This is a genomic window from Sinorhizobium sp. CB7, from assembly GCF_041357635.1.
In the GTDB taxonomy this organism is placed as follows: domain Bacteria; phylum Pseudomonadota; class Alphaproteobacteria; order Rhizobiales; family Rhizobiaceae; genus Rhizobium.
The window spans coordinates 140,960-157,257 of the sequence record NZ_JAULLL010000005.1 but is presented as its reverse complement, the minus strand read 5'-3'; the positions used below and the strand labels follow the sequence as shown (position 1 = coordinate 157,257).

15 protein-coding genes are annotated in these 16,298 nt (G+C 60.0%); 5 read left to right on the top strand and 10 right to left on the bottom strand.

Features of this window, described 5'->3' with window-relative positions; genetic code table 11:
* Positions 1-9: 9 nt before the first annotated feature.
* Both araG and AAE029_RS11560 read right to left on the bottom strand, forming a co-directional pair.
* A complete protein-coding gene (araG, locus tag AAE029_RS11565; RefSeq protein ID WP_371073170.1) occupies positions 10-1,518 on the bottom strand; it encodes an L-arabinose ABC transporter ATP-binding protein AraG in 1,509 nt (502 codons plus the stop codon).
* Between the two features lie 73 nt (positions 1,519-1,591).
* Positions 1,592-2,575, bottom strand: coding sequence for an arabinose ABC transporter substrate-binding protein (locus AAE029_RS11560; RefSeq protein ID WP_371072985.1), 984 nt, complete (start codon positions 2,573-2,575; stop codon positions 1,592-1,594).
* Positions 2,576-2,782: 207 nt separating this feature from the next.
* On the opposite strand from AAE029_RS11560, the gene AAE029_RS11555 reads away from it, so the two are divergent.
* Together AAE029_RS11555 and dgoD are read left to right on the top strand one after the other, a co-directional pair.
* Positions 2,783-3,547 carry a FadR/GntR family transcriptional regulator gene (locus AAE029_RS11555; protein ID WP_371072984.1) on the top strand — a complete coding sequence of 255 codons (765 nt, stop codon included), beginning with the start codon at positions 2,783-2,785 and terminating at the stop codon, positions 3,545-3,547.
* 61 nt (positions 3,548-3,608) lie between these two features.
* Positions 3,609-4,757, top strand: coding sequence for a galactonate dehydratase (gene dgoD / locus AAE029_RS11550; RefSeq protein ID WP_371072983.1), 1,149 nt, complete (start codon positions 3,609-3,611; stop codon positions 4,755-4,757).
* Between the two features lie 70 nt (positions 4,758-4,827).
* On the opposite strand, the gene AAE029_RS11545 is transcribed toward dgoD, so the two are convergent.
* From AAE029_RS11545 to AAE029_RS11535, 3 genes are all read right to left on the bottom strand, one after another.
* A complete protein-coding gene (locus AAE029_RS11545; RefSeq protein WP_371072982.1) occupies positions 4,828-6,285 on the bottom strand; it encodes an MFS transporter in 1,458 nt (485 codons plus the stop codon).
* Positions 6,286-6,395: 110 nt separating this feature from the next.
* Positions 6,396-7,283 (bottom strand): alpha/beta fold hydrolase, encoded by an 888-nt coding sequence (locus AAE029_RS11540; RefSeq protein WP_371072981.1) that lies wholly within the window; start codon positions 7,281-7,283, stop codon positions 6,396-6,398.
* Positions 7,284-7,322: 39 nt separating this feature from the next.
* Positions 7,323-8,483 (bottom strand): FAD-dependent monooxygenase, encoded by a 1,161-nt coding sequence (locus AAE029_RS11535; protein WP_371072980.1) that lies wholly within the window; start codon positions 8,481-8,483, stop codon positions 7,323-7,325.
* A gap of 135 nt (positions 8,484-8,618) precedes the next feature.
* Here AAE029_RS11535 and AAE029_RS11530 point away from each other — a divergent pair, with 135 nt between their 5' ends.
* Positions 8,619-9,554: a LysR substrate-binding domain-containing protein gene (locus AAE029_RS11530; RefSeq protein WP_371072979.1), complete on the top strand. Its 936-nt coding sequence runs from the start codon at positions 8,619-8,621 to the stop codon at positions 9,552-9,554.
* Here AAE029_RS11530 and AAE029_RS11525 read toward each other — a convergent pair.
* Positions 9,532-10,551 (bottom strand): YeiH family protein, encoded by a 1,020-nt coding sequence (locus tag AAE029_RS11525; RefSeq protein WP_371072978.1) that lies wholly within the window; start codon positions 10,549-10,551, stop codon positions 9,532-9,534. The two genes, AAE029_RS11530 and AAE029_RS11525, sit on opposite strands and share 23 nt — an antisense overlap.
* A 107-nt stretch (positions 10,552-10,658) precedes the next feature.
* Between AAE029_RS11525 and AAE029_RS11520 the strand changes: the two genes are divergently transcribed.
* Entirely contained in the window at positions 10,659-11,555 is an 897-nt protein-coding gene (locus AAE029_RS11520; protein ID WP_371072977.1) for a LysR substrate-binding domain-containing protein, read from the top strand.
* Positions 11,556-11,584: 29 nt separating this feature from the next.
* Here the strand turns inward: AAE029_RS11520 and AAE029_RS11515 are convergent, their stop codons facing one another.
* Positions 11,585-12,082, bottom strand: a complete 498-nt coding sequence (locus tag AAE029_RS11515; protein ID WP_371072976.1) for a GAF domain-containing protein — start codon at positions 12,080-12,082, stop codon at positions 11,585-11,587.
* A 225-nt stretch (positions 12,083-12,307) separates the two neighbouring features.
* Here AAE029_RS11515 and AAE029_RS11510 point away from each other — a divergent pair, with 225 nt between their 5' ends.
* Positions 12,308-12,904, top strand: a complete 597-nt coding sequence (locus AAE029_RS11510; protein WP_371073169.1) for a glutathione peroxidase — start codon at positions 12,308-12,310, stop codon at positions 12,902-12,904.
* On the opposite strand, the gene AAE029_RS11505 is transcribed toward AAE029_RS11510, so the two are convergent.
* The 3 genes from AAE029_RS11505 to AAE029_RS11495 all read right to left on the bottom strand — a co-directional run bounded on the left by AAE029_RS11505 (position 12,883) and on the right by AAE029_RS11495 (position 16,278).
* Positions 12,883-14,100 (bottom strand): adenylate/guanylate cyclase domain-containing protein, encoded by a 1,218-nt coding sequence (locus AAE029_RS11505; protein ID WP_371072975.1) that lies wholly within the window; start codon positions 14,098-14,100, stop codon positions 12,883-12,885. The two genes, AAE029_RS11510 and AAE029_RS11505, sit on opposite strands and share 22 nt — an antisense overlap.
* 232 nt (positions 14,101-14,332) lie before the next feature.
* A complete protein-coding gene (locus AAE029_RS11500) occupies positions 14,333-15,112 on the bottom strand; it encodes a metallophosphoesterase family protein (RefSeq protein WP_371072974.1) in 780 nt (259 codons plus the stop codon).
* Positions 15,113-15,468: 356 nt separating this feature from the next.
* Entirely contained in the window at positions 15,469-16,278 is an 810-nt protein-coding gene (locus tag AAE029_RS11495; RefSeq protein WP_371072973.1) for a DUF6030 family protein, read from the bottom strand.
* Between the last annotated feature and the right edge of the window lie 20 nt (positions 16,279-16,298).

Genomic DNA, 16,298 nt, shown 5'->3' with positions numbered 1-16,298 from the left:
TTCCCTGAATCAAATTGTGCCCGCGGCGTTCTTGTCTGGAAGCGCCGCCGTCAGGATGCTGCGCTCGTCGAAATCCGCCCGAGCGACATTGGCTGCGACCCGACCGCCGCACATGACCATGATCCGGTCGGAAATACCCATGACCTCGGGCAGTTCGCTGGAGATCACGACGATTGCCATGCCATCGGCCGCAAGTTCGTAGAGGATCTCGTATATTTCCGATTTCGCGCCAACGTCGATGCCGCGCGTCGGCTCGTCGATCACCAGAACCTTGACGCCTTGCTCCGAAAGCCAGCGCCCAAGGATGACCTTCTGCTGATTGCCGCCGGAGAGATTTATGATGTCCTGTTTGCGCGACGGCGTGCGCACGCGCAGCTTGGCGATGAACCGTTCGGCAAGCTCGCCCTCTCTGCGCAGATCGAGCACGCCGAAGCGGGAGAAATGCCGCCGGGAGGAGATGGCGATATTCTCCTCGATCGATCGGCCCTGAATGATGCCGTCGAATTTGCGGTCCTCCGGGCAGAGCACCATGCCGGCGTGGATCGCCGCCTGCGGATTATCCGGCCGTACCGTAACGCCATCGATCGCGACGCTTCCCTGGCTGCGATGGTCGGCACCGAAAAGCAGTCGCGCCATCTCGCTGCGGCCCGCGCCGATCAAGCCAAAGAAGCCGAGGATCTCGCCGCGGCGGACGGAAAAACTGATTGGATTGCGCAGCTTCGGCCCGGAAAGATTCCTCACTTCGAGACGCACATCGCCAAGCGGACGTTCCCGCCAGGCCCAGATATTGCTGATCTCGCGACCGACCATCTCGGAAATGATCTGCTCGCGCGTCACTTTCGAGACATCCGGATGATGCGCAGCAAGCTTGCCGTCGCGCAACACCGTGAGGCTGTCGCAGAGCCGGAAGATTTCATCCAGCCGATGCGAGACGTAGAGGATAACCGTGCCGTTCGATTTCAGCCGGTCGATCAGGGAAAAGAGGATCTCGCTTTCACGTGATGAAAGCGACGAGGTCGGCTCGTCGAGCGCGATGACGCGGGCATTGACCATCACAGCCTTGGCGATCTCCACCATCTGCCGCGCGCCGATCGACAGCGACGACACCTTGGCGGTCGGATCGACATCGATGCCGATCTCGGCAAGCTTGGTCCTGACGGTTTCGATCAGCACCTTGGCGTTGATGACGCCGCCCTTGCCCGGGAACCGCCCGAGCCAGAGATTTTCGGCGACCGTCAGCTCCGGAACGAGCTGCAGTTCCTGGTGAATGACAATGACACCGGCATGGAAGGCATCGCGCACCGAACCATAATGCTGCTCCGCGCCCTCGATCAGGATGCTGCCGGCATCGGCCGACTGGTCGCCGGAGAGCACGCGGATCAGCGTCGATTTGCCGGCGCCGTTCTCGCCCATGAGGCCGTGGACGGCGCCTTTCTCTACCGAAAAGGAAACATTGGCGAGCGCCTGAACGCCGGGATAGCCTTTGGAAATGCCTTTGAATTCGAGGAAAGCGGTCATCATGTCCTCATCCTGAATGTCCGGCGGCAATAGCCGCCGGATCCTATCACCCTACAGCGCAATAGAAGGATGATTATTCGATTCCAAGTTCCTTGCGGACTTCCTGGTAGTTGTCGCGCAGCGCAAGCTGGCCGGCAGTCAGCGTGAGCTTCGGCGGCTCCTTGTCGTTGGCGATCCAGTCATACATGTCGATCGCGGTCTCATAGCCATGACGCTTCGGCGAGATGATGACCGAACCGAAGAAACCCGTCGCGGATGGCTTCTTGAACTCGTTGATCGCGGAATCCGCACCACCGATGCCGACACCGATGACATTGGAGGCCGGAATGCCGACCGACTCGGTGGCACGAACCGCGCCGAGGACGGCTTCGTCATTGAGGCCGAAGGCGACCCAATACTTGATGTCCGCATGACCGTTGAGAACGGTCGTTGCGGCATTGAGCGCAGCCTCCGTGTCGGTCTTTGCCTGCGGCGCATCGAAGATGTTTTCCGCCGGGAAGCCTGCGGCCTTCAACACGGAAATCGCGCCTTCGACGCGGTCGACGGCCGTCGGAAGCTGGTCGTAGGAAACGCGGATAGCGCCGACATTCTTCATGTCCCAGCCGCGCTTCTTGAGCTCGTCGACAATCGCCTGACCAACGGTTTCGCCGATCTTGGTCGCCGAGATACCCATATGCGGCACATCTTCCAGCGGCTTTCCTTCCGCGTCGACAAGCCGATCGTCGACCGTCATCAGCTTGAGCTCATTGGCGGCAGCCTTGGCGACGATGCCGGGACCGAGCTTGACGTCGGGCGTGCAAATGATGAAGCCCTGTGCGCCTTGCGCGCCGAGATTGTCGATCGCCGACTGGACCTTTTCACCGTCTTCGGCGCCGATCTTGACGAGCGTGAAGCCCTTTTCCTTGGCGGCCATGTCGGCAAACTTCCATTCGTCCTGGAACCACGGTTCTTCGGGTTGCTTGACGACGAAACCGATCTTCACGTCTGCGGCAAAGGCGGAGCTGGCTGTGACGATGGCAACGGTGCCAGCCAGAATGGCTGCTTTAAAAAAGCGCATGTCTCTCTCCCAAATCTGAGCGTCTGCCTCCCCGGCAGCACCATTGAATTATGATAAATCATCATACCAGTCAATTGCCAATGTATGATGATTGGAATAATAGAAAAGGGTCGCCGGTTGGTCGGCGCAGGAGGAGCTTGTCGCAAAGCCTGACGAATCCCGATAAGCAGGCGGAAGTTGGATGCGCAAGCAAGGTGGAGAGAGCAGTTGGAAACAATCGGACGGCAGAGTGGGACAGACACCCAGGCAGCCGGGCGCCGCCCGCGCGTACGCGGCAACGTGATGGCCGCGATTGCCCGCGATATCTGTTCGAAACGCTATCCCCCGGGTTCACCCTTGCCGCGTGAAAACGATCTCTGCGAGCTTTACGGCGTCAGCCGCACGGTTATCCGTGAATCGTTGAAAGTGCTGGAATCGAAGGGGCTCGTCCGTGGCAGGCCGCGCATAGGCACCACGGTCTGCGAGCAGGACGATTGGAACATCCTCGATCAGGACGTTCTCGAATGGATGGGACCCTATATCAGCAGCTTCGATCTTCTCGGCTGCATTCTTGAAGCCCGGCGCACGTTCGAGCCTGCTGCCGCCGAATACGCGGCCGAACGCGCGACCGCGCAGGAAATTGCCGATCTGGACAACGCCTGGCGGCGGATGCGCGATTCCGCCGGCGACCCTGAAAGTTTCACCGAGGCGGACGTGATGTTCCATTCGGTGCTGCTGAGCGCCAGCCACAATCAGATCTTCCGCCGGCTTGCAACCATCATCCATGCCGCGCTGCAATACGCGCTGCATGCTTCGAACATCGCGGCGGAAAATCGCGATGACGCCATCCTCCTGCATGGCGAACTGGTCGAAGCCCTTCGCCTGCGCGATCGGGAACGCGCCCGGATCTGCGCCAACCGCATGCTCGATCTGGCGGCGCGCGATCTTGCCGCCGCGAGCAAAGCGAGTAGCCGAACCGAAAGCATGCCCTGAGGAATCGGAATTAGGCCCAGGGCCGTCGACGTCATCCTGAAATCGAGACGGAAGCATTGCCATGAAAATCACCAAGCTGACGACCTATATCGTTCCGCCACGCTGGCTGTTCCTGAAGATCGAAACCGATGAGGGCGTCGTCGGTTGGGGCGAGCCGGTGGTCGAGGGCCGCGCGCTGACCGTCGAGACGGCGGTGCACGAGCTTGCGGACTACCTGATCGGCAAGGATCCGTTCCTGATCGAGGACCACTGGAACGTACTCTATCGCGGCGGCTTCTATCGCGGCGGCGCGATCCATATGAGTGCGCTTGCCGGCATCGACCAAGCGCTCTGGGACATCAAGGGAAAGGCGCTCGGGGTGCCGGTGCATTCCCTGCTCGGAGGCCAATGCCGCGACCGGATCAAGGTCTACTCCTGGATCGGCGGGGATCGGCCGTCGGATGTCGCAGCCAATGCCCGCGACGTCGTCGCCCGCGGCTTCAAGGCGATCAAGCTCAACGGCTGTGAGGAACTGCAGATCGTCGACACCAACGAAAAGATCGACAAGGCGGTCGAGACGATCGCCACCATCCGCGACACGATCGGCCCCCATATCGGCATCGGCGTCGATTTCCACGGCCGCGTCCATCGGCCGATGGCGAAGGTTCTCGCCAAGGAACTCGAGCCCTACAAGCTGATGTTCATCGAGGAACCCGTCCTGTCCGAACACCGGGAGGCACTGAAGGAGATCGCCAACCATTGCTCGACGCCGATCGCGCTCGGCGAGCGGCTCTATTCGCGCTGGGACTTCAAGCACGTGCTCGCCGACGGCTATGTCGACATCATACAGCCGGACCTGTCCCATGCCGGCGGCATCACCGAATGCCGCAAGATCGCGGCGATGGCGGAAGCCTATGACGTGGCGCTGGCGCCGCATTGTCCGCTCGGCCCGATCGCGCTCGCCGCCTGTCTGCAGATCGATGCCGTCAGCTATAACGCCTTCATCCAGGAACAGAGCCTCGGCATCCACTACAACGAAGGCAACGACATCCTGGACTATATCGCCAACAAGGAGGTCTTCCATTACGAGGACGGTTTCGTCACCATCCCGCAAGGACCCGGCCTCGGCATCGAGGTGGACGAGGCCTATGTCATCGAACGCGCCAAGGAAGGCCATCGCTGGCGCAATCCGATCTGGCGCCACGCCGATGGCAGCTTCGCCGAGTGGTAGCGATTACAGCCCCGCGCATCTTTTCAGACGCACGGGGCTGTAGCACTTTAAATTACGCAGTCCGCGCTGATCAGGAGGCAATATCCTCCAGCTTCCGGCCGCCGGTTTCGATCATCCTTGTTGCCGCAATCGCGCCGATGCCGGCGACGATGGCGAGCATCACGAAGACCGAGTTGATGCCCTGTGCACCGACGAGATAGCCAACGATCGTCGGCCCGACGGCGGACGCAATCCGGAGCCAGGAGGTTGCGAGACCAGTACCGATCGCCCGCATGCGGGTCGGGTAGATTTCCGGCGTATAGAGATAGAGGACGGCGTTGACCGAACCGACGATGCCATAGGCAATCGTCGCGAGCGGAATGACCGACCAGAGGCTCGCCGCACCGCCGGCGGCGAGCGCCACGAACAGCAATGCGCCGATAAGGAAGGAAACGACGGCCCAGGTCCGCCTGCCGATGCGATCGATGCAGAAGGCGCAGACCAGCAGGATGAGAACCTGCGCGACATTGGTCATCGAAGCTGCCCTGAGCGCAGTTCCGAGATCCAGTTGATAGACCGTGTGGTAAAGGGTCGGCATCCAGTTGTTGAGACTGTTGGCGACAAAGAAGGAGCTGGCCCACAGCACCCAGGCGATCAGTGTCCGCCAGCGGTAGGTGCCTGAGAGCAGCTCGCTCCAGCGGCTGCGTTGCTGAGGAGCGCTTGGTCGGCTTTTCTCGCCAGTCCCCGCGACCTCCAGATTCGGCCGCCCTTTGTAGACATAGTCCGGATCTCGGATTTTGGCGCTCGCCTCCGCCTGGAGAATGATGGCTTCGGCCTCGTTTAGCCTTCCCTGGCCGATCAGCCAGCGCGGCGATTCCGGCAGGCGGAACAGGAGATAGGTGATGACAAGACCCGGTATCCCGCCGAGCAGGAACAGTGACGTCCAGCCGAAAGCCGGAACAAGCAATGTTCCGATCTGTCCCGTGATCATCAGGCCCACCGGGAAGATCATCTCATAGAGCATGAAGTTGCGGCCGCGCCCCTTCGCCCGCAGCAACTCGCTGATATAGGCGGCAGCCACAGGCATTTCGCCGCCCACGCCGATGCCCTGGATCAGGCGGCACAGGAAGAGAAGATGAAAATTACCGGTGAACGCGCAGGCAAGGCTCATCACCGACATCAGGGCGGTGGCGGTCGCCGCCATGTGGACCCGGCCGAAGCTTTCCGCGAGCCGGCTGAACAGCAACGCCCCGATCAACTGTCCGATATAGCTTGCGGCAATAAGCCAGCCGATATTGGCCGGCGATAGCGACCAAAGCTTCACCAGGACCGGCAGGACGAAGGCGAGCGACAGCGCATCGAAGGCATCGAGAAAGGTTGCGCTGCCCATCACGATGCGCGCGCGCCGGTGCCAGGGCGTAAAGGGGATAGCCTCGAACCGAGCGATCAGCGCGTCGGCGCGACCAGAATTGGCAACGGCGTCGCCTTTGGCCGATGCCGCGATCTCGGCCGGATGGCCGGCGAGCAGGATACTTTTGTTATCGTGCATATACTCCTCCCAGACGTTGCACGTGCAAAACTGTCAGTCGGCGTTTCCGCGCCGCCTGTCCTAGAGCGGGATGCCGAAAAGCGTGCGCGGTTTTCGGGCAACATCCCGCTCTAACTTTTTGATTTAGAGGCGGATTCAGATTTCGGGTCGATTCGACCTGAAATCATCCGGCTCTCGGGTTTGCCGTGACTGCCTGCCCTTTCGATCAGGGTCCTGATCTCGCCTGCGATTGCCTTGGGGCATTCGATCGGTGTCAGGTGCCTTGCCGCCGGCAGGATGGTTAATGAAGCATCCGGAATTGCCGCTTGAAGATCACGTGCCGCCTGAACGGGCGTCGCATAGTCTTCCTCCCCCACGACAATGGCAACCGGAAACAGGAATTCGGCAAGGCTCGACCTGAGGTCGACTTTGCCCAGCATTTCGCAAGTCGCCGCATAGCATTCGATATTGTTCGCGGCGAAAACATTCATCGCATCCATCACGCGCGCGGGGTGCTCCCGCCGAAAGCGGTCACCGAACCAGCGCGTGACCTGGAATTCGGCCATCGAAGCCAGTCCTTCGGCCTTCGCCCGTTCGGCGCGCTTGCGCCATTCGGCCGGAGCGTCCTGGCCGTACCAGGCCGTGGTATCTATCAGCAGAAGTCCCCGGACCCGGTCGGGATGACGGGCGGCAAAGGCTTGCGCGACGCAACCGCCCATCGAGCAGCCGGCCACGATCGCATTATCCCAGCCGAGATGATCGAAAATGTCGGCGATGTCGTCGCCAAACATTTCGATCGTATACGGAACGGCTGACCGGCTTGAGCGTCCATGCCCGCGGCAGTCGATGGCTACGAGATCCGCCTCCACCGCAAGCTCCGCGATGACGTCGTCCCAGACGCTCGCGTCAAGGGCCAGCGAATGGATGAGGCCGATCCGCGGGACGTCAGCCCCGCGAGGGCCGGCGCGGTTAAACGCGAGCCTTGCACCATCCCTGGCTGTGATGTGGTCTGCAGTCATCTGGACACCACCGATGGCGTAGATTGCGACATGGCGGCCTCAGCCGGCCAAAGCCATGTCGTGTTCGCCGACGAGCGGCACGTTCCATGCGTCATAGCCATAGAGCCAGGACGTATCGTCGTTGCCGCCCGACATCCAGGTATTGGCGCTGGAGATCGCCTGAATGCGCGAGGTACGTGGCTTGCGGTTCGCCTCGTAGCGTCGGAACGCTCCTTCGATGTCGTCATTGTCGACATCCGCCAGGCACCGCGCCAGGACCGCCGCATCCTCGATGGAGGTGGCCGCACCCTGTGCCATGTAAGGCGTCATCGGATGGCAGGCATCGCCGAGCAGGACGACGCGGCCGTCGCTCCAGTGCGGCAGCGGCTCGCGCTCGAGGATCGCCCATTTATGGCAATCCGGGCAGGCTTCCAGCACCATGCGCACTTCGGGATGGAAGCCCTCATAGGCAGCACGCAACTCATGCACGTCACCCTTGGCGGACCAGGATTCCGCCGTCAGCCAGTCCGCAGGCTCGGGAACGCTGGTGACGAAATAGAGCGTGCTGCGATCGGCGGCGGTGTAATAGATGACGATGTGTCGGTCGATACCCCACCATTTCGTTCTGGAGGGGGTGATTTTGCCTCCCTTCATCAGGCTGGCGTCGAAGACCGCGCGATAGGCGATCCGGCCCTTGTGGATCGGTGCGTCCGGACCGACGACAATGTCTCGGACCAGAGAATGCACGCCGTCGGCGCCGATCACGGCATCGGCTTCCGCCTTGGTTCCATCGGCGAAGGAGAGCGTCACGCGGCCTTTCGCCTGATCAAGCCCGACGAGTTTTTTGCCGAGATGAACGATCTCCGGGGGCAGAACGGAATAAAGTGCTTCATGAAGATCGGCGCGGTGCATGCAAAGGAAGGGAGAGCCATAGAGGCTCTCCGGCATCGGAAGTTCGCGCTTGATCTCGCCGGTATCCCAGACACGGTTCAGGTGGGAATAAGGCTCGAATGCAATCTTTCGCAGTCCATCGAGAACGCCTATGCCGTGCAGGACACGCGTGGAATTCGGAAGCATCTGGATGCCCGCGCCGATGCGGGCGAACTTCGGCGTCTGCTCGTAGACGTTCACGTCGATGCCGACCTGGCGCAACGTGGCGGCGGCGGCAAGGCCTCCCATGCCTGCTCCGACGATGGCGATCGAGGGTTTGAATTTGGCCATGGCATTCTCCCTTTGGCTCCTCATCCAAGAACTAACGTCATTGATAAAAGCCAAATATCAGTATGTAAAATATTTATATAATTCATGTTTGATACGTTTTATGTTTATATGGCTGAAAACCAGAGGGATACCGGCATGGAACTTCGGCACTTGAGATACTTTGTCGCGGTGGCGGAAGAAGGCAGCATCACCCGCGCGGCAGAACGGCTGGGCATCCAGCAGCCGCCCCTTGGTCAGCAGATCAAGGCACTCGAGGACGAACTCGGGGTGGAGCTCTTCGATCGCCAGCCGAAACGAATATCGCTGAACAGCGCCGGCGAGGTTTTCCTGGAAGATGCCCGCGATATTCTCAAGCGCGCCAGCGAGGCGATCGACCATATCCGCCGCTTCGATCGGGGCGAAAGCGGCCGGCTCTCGATCGGATTCACCAGTTCCGCATCACTGCATGTGCTCGCCCCGAAGCTGCTGCAAGTATTTCGTGAGGCTTACCCGCTGGTGAAGATAGCGGTGGAGGAAAGCGAAACCTATGAACTGATCCTTGGCTTGCAGCAGCGACGCATCGATGTCGCCCTGCTTCACATTGCAGTCGACCGTTTCCCCGATCTGACGGGCACGATCCTGTCCGAGGAGGACATGCTGGTGGCGGTGCCTCGAACACACCCGCTCGCAGCATGGCCGCTGGAACCGGTGACCTTGCAGATGTTGGCGGACCAGGATCTCGTCGTCTACCGCCGGCCCGATGGCCCGGGCATTTTCGAGAAGATCTTCAATATTTTCACGGCCGCCGGCATCACTCCGAATATCTCGGACGAGGTTTATCGCCTGATCGCCGCGCTCAATCTCGTCGCCGCCGGACGCGGGCTAACGCTGGTGCCCGCCTCTATGCAGGTTCTGCATCGGGAATCCGTGATCTATCGTCCGCTCGCCCCGGGTGCCTTGCCGCTGCTTCCGCTCTACCTCGCCTATCCCCACAAGACCAGGCTCGCACTTGTCCGCAATTTTATCTCGATTGCCGCCGCACTCGGCGATACGCACGCCGGGTTCGCGGTCACGAAATCCGCAGGATCGTGATCAGCGCATAGCTGGCAATGCCAAGCGCAACGAGTGACAAGGTCGCGACCGCAATGACCCGTCCCCCGGCATGGGCGACCGCACGGATGTTGACGGACAATCCCAGGGCGGCCATGGCAATCACCGTCAAACCATTCGAGACCAGCGACATCGGAGCGAGCACGGCCTCCGGGATGAATCCGAACGAACGCAGGCTCATCGTGAGGAGAAAGCCGACGATGAACCAGGGGACGATCGGATGATGAACCGAATGAAACCCATCACCCCGCGCCTCGGCCTTGCTGAGAACGCCCATCATTAAGATGACAGGGCCGAGCATCAACACCCGGATCAGCTTGACCAGCGTGCCCGTTTGCACCGCAAGGACGCCGACCGGCGCGGTCGCAGCCAGCACCTGCGGCACCGCATAGACGGTCAGGCCGGCAAGCACCCCATATTCCGACACGCTCATGCCGGCATCAAAATGGAGGAGCGGCAGCAGGAAGACTGCGACGACTCCCAGCACAGCCGTGAAGGCGAGTGCTGCGGTTATTTCCTCCAATTTGGCCTCGATGACGGGGGCAACCGCCACGATTGCCGAATTTCCGCAGATGGAATTGCCGCAGGCGATCAGCGTCGCGAGCTTCGGCGGCAGACCGAACAGCCGGCCTATCGCATAGCTGATGACGATCGAGAACACCACAATGAGCGCAATCCCGCCGATGAGCGGCAGCCCTGCCGCCCCGATGGTGGAGAGACTAATGGAACCTCCGAGCAGAACGATCGCGATCTCGAGCAACATCTTGGCGCTGAAATCGATTCCGGGACGCATGCGCCGATCGATGGGCCTGACGGTGCACAGCACCATGCCGAATGCAATGGCAAGCACGAGGCTCTCGATCCATCTGCCGCCAAAAACCGCGATTTCGGCATGCTCCGCCATGAACGCTGCCAACGCTACGGCACCACAGAGCGCCACTCCCGGCAGAACCTGCTGCGCACGCCTGAGCAATATCATGGTCGTCATTTCCGTTTTTGGTCGATGACGAGAATGTCTCATTCATAAATATCGACATCCATCGAATATTCTTCTACGTTTCATTCGATAAATTAGAACGATTTCCCATGACCTTCGAACAGCTCGCCATCTTTGTCGCCGTCGCCGAGCGCGAGCATCTGACGCAGGCGGCCGAAGCCGTTCACCTGACGCCATCGGCGGTCAGCTCGGCGATCAGGAATCTCGAAGCCTATTATCGTGTCGAGCTCTTCCACCGTGTCGGCCGGCACATCGAGCTGACACAGGCTGGCCGTCTCTTTCTGGGCGAGGCGAAGGCAACGCTCGCCCGTGTCCGATCGGCCGAACTCGTGCTCTCCGAACTTGGCGGCCTGGCGCGCGGCAAGCTCAGCGTTCATGCCAGCCAGACCATAGCCACCTCCTGGCTGCCGCCACGTCTCATGCGTTTTCACAGCGACTATCCGGGCATCGAGCTCGACCTGACGATCGGCAACACGCGCACGGTCGCAGACGCAGTGATCGCGGGCGAGGCCGAGCTCGGCTTCGTCGAAGGCAAAGTTGACGCGCCGGCACTCTCATCGAAGGTCGTGGCGCAGGATGCTCTCGTGATCGTCGTTGCACCCGAACATCCATGGGCTGATGGACGTCCACTATGCGTAGAAGACCTGGCTTCGGGCAGCTATTGGGTAATGCGGGAAGAAGGATCGGGGACGCGCTCGGAGTTCGAAGCAGCCGTGGCAAGGCTCGGCATATCCGCGAGCGCACTGCAGACCGCGGTTGTTCTGCCGTCGAATGAGGCGGTTTTATCCGCCGTTTGCGCAGGACAATGCGCCGCAGCCGTTTCCAGTGCGGCCGCGGGTCTCTATCTTCAGCAGGGCCTGCTTAAAAGGGCAGCTTTCGATTTGCCTGCCAGGGATTTCCGGATCCTGCGGCATAAAGAGCGCCACAGCAGCAAGGCGTCAACCATTCTGGAGCGTATTTGTAATCCTCTCACCCAGACGGCTTGAGAGGCGCACCGCTCCTTTCGGAGCGCGCCTCAATTCTCCCAGAGACTGGCCTTCGAGAAGATCTCCGCCAGGGCTTCGATACCGGCCTGATCATCGGCATCGAACCGGGCGGACACGGGGCTGTCCAGGTCGATCACGCCCAGGATCTCCCCGTTATGGGTGATCGGGACGACAAGTTCAGATCGCGATGCGGCATCGCAGGCGATATGGCCCGGAAACGCATGAACATCTTCGACCAGGATCGACCTTTCCTCTTCCACGGCCGTTCCACACACGCCACGTCCAACTGCGATGCGCACACAAGCCGGCTTACCCTGGAAGGGACCGAGAACCAGCTCGTCTTCCGACTGAAGAAAATAGAAACCCGCCCAATTGAGATCGGGCATCATCTGGAACATCAGGGCAGACGTGTTTGCCGCATTCGCGATCGCGTCGGTCTCACCCGACAGCAAAGCCCGCAGCTGCTTGCCAAGCTCCCGATAGAATTGCGGCTTGTCGTTCTGATCGATCGCTGTTGCCTGAAACATTTCGCTACCTCGATTTGCGTCGTACGGTTTCCTGTTAAGCGAATTTGCTCCATCCGCCAAACCTGTTCGGAAAATGCTGGCGGATGATGAAGCCGTGACATTATGGGTCGCTGCTCGTTGTTGCGATGTCGCGCCGCATTCCTTTAAATCCGAGTGACAGTTGGATACGCGCAAGGCAAATGTCCATCCCGATTCTATGATCTCATTGAAACTGGAATGAATTTTATGACTGGAAAGCTGCTTGAAATACCGGTGAAACGCGCCGACGGACGTGATACGACACTGAACGAATACCGCGGACAGGTCATACTCATTGTCAATGTCGCCTCCAAATGCGGGCTGAGCGCGCAATATGAAGGGCTGGAAAAGCTCTATGAAGACAAGAGGGATCGCGGTTTTGTCATCGCAGCCTTCCCGGCCAACGATTTCAAGAATCAGGAACCCGGTACGGATGCCGAGATCGTGGCGTTCTGCACCAGCACCTATGACGTGCAGTTCCCGATCTTCTCCAAAATCTCCGTCAAGGGTGAAGGAAAGCATCCCCTTTATCAGCTCCTGACCGCGTCCGCCGTCGCAACGACCGGCGACGGCCCGATGCGTGAGCGGCTCAAGGACCGTGGTCTCGCGGTCGCCGACGACAGCGAAATTCTCTGGAACTTCGAGAAATTCTTGATCGGAAGAAATGGCGAATTGGTTGCGCGCTTTGCTCCCGACGTCACCGCTGACGATTCCCGTCTCGTCGCCGCCATCGACAGAGAATTGGCGAAAGCAGGTGAGATTGCTCTTAAACTTGGTGGCGATCAGGTGCCAGGTTCGGGATGATCCAGTGTGAAGAGTTGCTGGGTCCGCTTGACGCCGCGCAGCGCGAAACGGCCGACCGAAGCCAGCAGGTGGCGTTGTGTCGCCGGCATGGCCTCAGCGAAGTCGGAGGAGATCAGGATATTGCGGTCGACCGACCGGCACATGGACGCGATCCGGCTGACTTCGTTGACGGCCGGGCCGATGACGGTGAAATCGAGCCGATCCTGGCTGCCGATATTGCCATAGAAGACGTCGCCGATATGCAGGCCGAGATAGACATCTGTGAGTGGGCGGCCGTCGGCGGAACGCTGCTCGTTCAGAAGAACGAGCTTCTGCCGCAGCCGCGATTGCGCAAGCAGCGCCGAGATACAGGCATCCTCGGGCTTTTCCGCCTTGAAGATGGCGAGCACTCCGTCACCGATGAGCTTCAGGACATCGCCGCCCGCCTCATGAATGGCAGAAATCACCGCGCCGCTGTAGTCATCGAGGAGCGGTATGATCTCTTCCGGCGCCGCATTGTCGGAGATGCGGGTATAGCCGACGAGATCGGAGAACCAGAGCACCGCTGAAATACGCTCGGTTTTGCCGCGCATGATCTTGCCTTCAAGAACCTGTCGCGCTGCATCATCGCCGAGATAGACCTCGGCAATGGTGCGCGCAATCCGGCCAAGGGCGATGCACTTGATTGCAAGCGCCAGCACCGGGACGAGTTTGCGAAGAAGAAACAGATCGCGATCGGAAAAGCCTTCGGGCTTTTTCGTGGCGAAATGCGAGAAGAAGCAGTCCATCTCGCCGATCGTGCCCGCCGTGGCGAAACGATGGATCATCGCCACGAAATCCGTATGGCCGGCCTCTCGGATCGTCTCCAGCAGGGTGAAGTCCGTGGGATCGCCGAAACCGATGCGACGACGAACCTCGTTCTCAGTCCCCTGCCACAGGTAGTAGAAGGCGGATCGCTGCCAGGTATCGCGTGCCTCGCCTTCTCCGGATGGACCATATTCGAACTCGGTCTCGACCGCTTCTTCGCTGTCCCAGCGAAAGGCGCGGCCCTCATGAACGGGATGCAAGGTATCCATCAGGGCCATGCCGCGATCGATCAGGAGCCCGGCCCTGCGGCACCGCTCGCAAAAGCCAGTCAGAAGCTCTGCTTCCGTAGTGCCCTTCAGGCCTTGTTCGGTCAGCCAGGCCGAAATCTCACCGATGTCCGTGTCTTTCATGGCTGGTTCCAGGTTTTCCGTCCATGTTCTACATATAAGCGATCGGCGGAAAAAGCCTGACCGCTCTATCACTTTGAATCAGTGCGCAAGCCTTACCGAAAATCGATCCAGATCGTCGTGGTTAGCATTCTTAGAAGCGTTTCAGCTTTTCATGGAAACGCGGAACCGCTCTAAACTTTTGTTTTTACGCAGTTCCGGACGGAAAACCGCTTCGCACTTTTCCTGAATTGCTCTAGAGAATCCACAAATTACCCTGCGCGATCTTGAGCGCCGTCAGATTTCCCGTCGCATAAGCGGCGGTGTCGATGCAAATCCGGTCGTTGCCGAAAACGGGCTTCTGGTCCGGTGTATGACCATGGATGACCAGGATCGGCAAGCCGGGGCCCTGAGAGAGAAAAGGCTCCCTAATCCACATCAGGTCCTCGTCTGTCTGCTCGCGCATCGGAACGCCGGGCTTGATGCCCGCATGAACGAAGACGAGATCGCCGATCGAAAGAGCGATCGGCATGGCACGAAGGAATTCGATGTGATGTGCCGGAACCGCATAACGCGCGGCGGCAGCCACGTCCGCCACGCGCCCATGCCGCATCAGGTATTCGAAGTCGACGCCGTAGGAATGAAGCGTCTCCTGTCCTCCCAGGTTGAGCCAGGCATTGCCCGGCTGCGACACCGTCAGAAAGTCGAGAAAGGCCTCATCATGATTGCCGCAGATCGCAATGCGCTCAAAGCCTTCCGGCGGCGGCAGGCAGAGGTGGTCCAGGACTTCGCTGGAACGCGGGCCGCGATCGACATAATCACCAAGCAGGACAATAAGTTTGCGTCCTTCGACGGTATCGCCATCGCTGACGATCCGCCGCTCGATCTCAATCAACTGATCATAGCATCCATGCACGTCGCCTATGGCGTAAACGGCGGCAATTTCGGAGGGATCATAGGCCAACCGAGCCCGCTGTGGCTTCTTGGGCGCCGAGGGCTGTGCAATCCTGAAAAGTCTCGTTATCAGACCACTCATATCCTGCCAGGATGCGCCTGTGCGCTCAAAAACATCTTTGTCAGCAGTCCAATCACCCTACCGCATGGTCCCTAAACCGGAACCGGTTCAAGGATAAAAGCATTCGGCAATTCAAAGTATTACAGCGACCTTTGTGCGCCCTGTGAGGCGCACGGCGCTGTTCGATCCGAACAGCTATAAGCCAGCGATTGTTCGCGCGCAACTCATCGCATCTTGACGCTCGCCTCTGCCGTTTGATTCGATCATCACGACGGTGTGACTTGGAAGATTTCGTGCCTGCAGACGATCGAGCGGGAGGCCGAAAAGTGAGCGCGATTTTCTGGCGACATCCCGCTCTAACTCTTTGATGTAGAGCACTATGAAGGGCCCTCGGCTAAGGGTTCGTCAGCGGATGGCAGCCAGCGCGCGGTATCGAAATAATCCCGTGTGCGCCGTTGACCGGGCGTGCGCGCCTGCACAGTCATGAAGAAATTGAAGGCGCGGGGATTTTCAAATTCATGGCTGAACGAAATGGCGGCTCCGAAACGGCTTTCATCCACGGTATCCAGCCGGTTTATCGCTCCGGCTGCGTCCGCGAATTCGAGCCATCCGGCCTGCTCCACGAAATTCCTGTAAGCCTCGACAAGCTTTTTCTGCAATTCCGCCCCGCCTGCCTCCGGGGGCGGAAGGACGATCTTCATCCGAACCATCGAGATCTCGCCCAAGGTCGTTCCTCTCACGATCAGAAAAAACGAGCCCGCGTCGGCGATGTCGCCCGCATTGCCTGCGGTCGGCTCATGAATGCACTCCGACGTCTTCGCGTCGAAACCGCTCATCTGCCACCCTTTGTTCGAGATGCCCGCCGCATTCAGCCTGTCGCACAGCGTCGGCCCGGAATTTCGCCATTTCCGCAGAAACTCGCCGGGTGGGAGAGGACTGTCCGGGTCGAGAAGCGCTGCCGGGACGAGGATGTTCTTCTGTTTCACCTCGGTCTTCGGGAGCCCCTCCACCTTGGTGGGCGCAGCTATTCTGTCGTCGAACCAGTCAAGCTGATAGTGGTGCACGAGTGCCTTCAGGTTTCGCTTGTCGTTTGCAAGCAGCACCACGGCCAGGATGACGAATGTGAAGGCGGCAGCCGCAACCCAGAATACGCGCTTGCTCCGGGGTCTGATCGGTTCAGTCGTCATCGACCGGCCCAGGCCTTGTC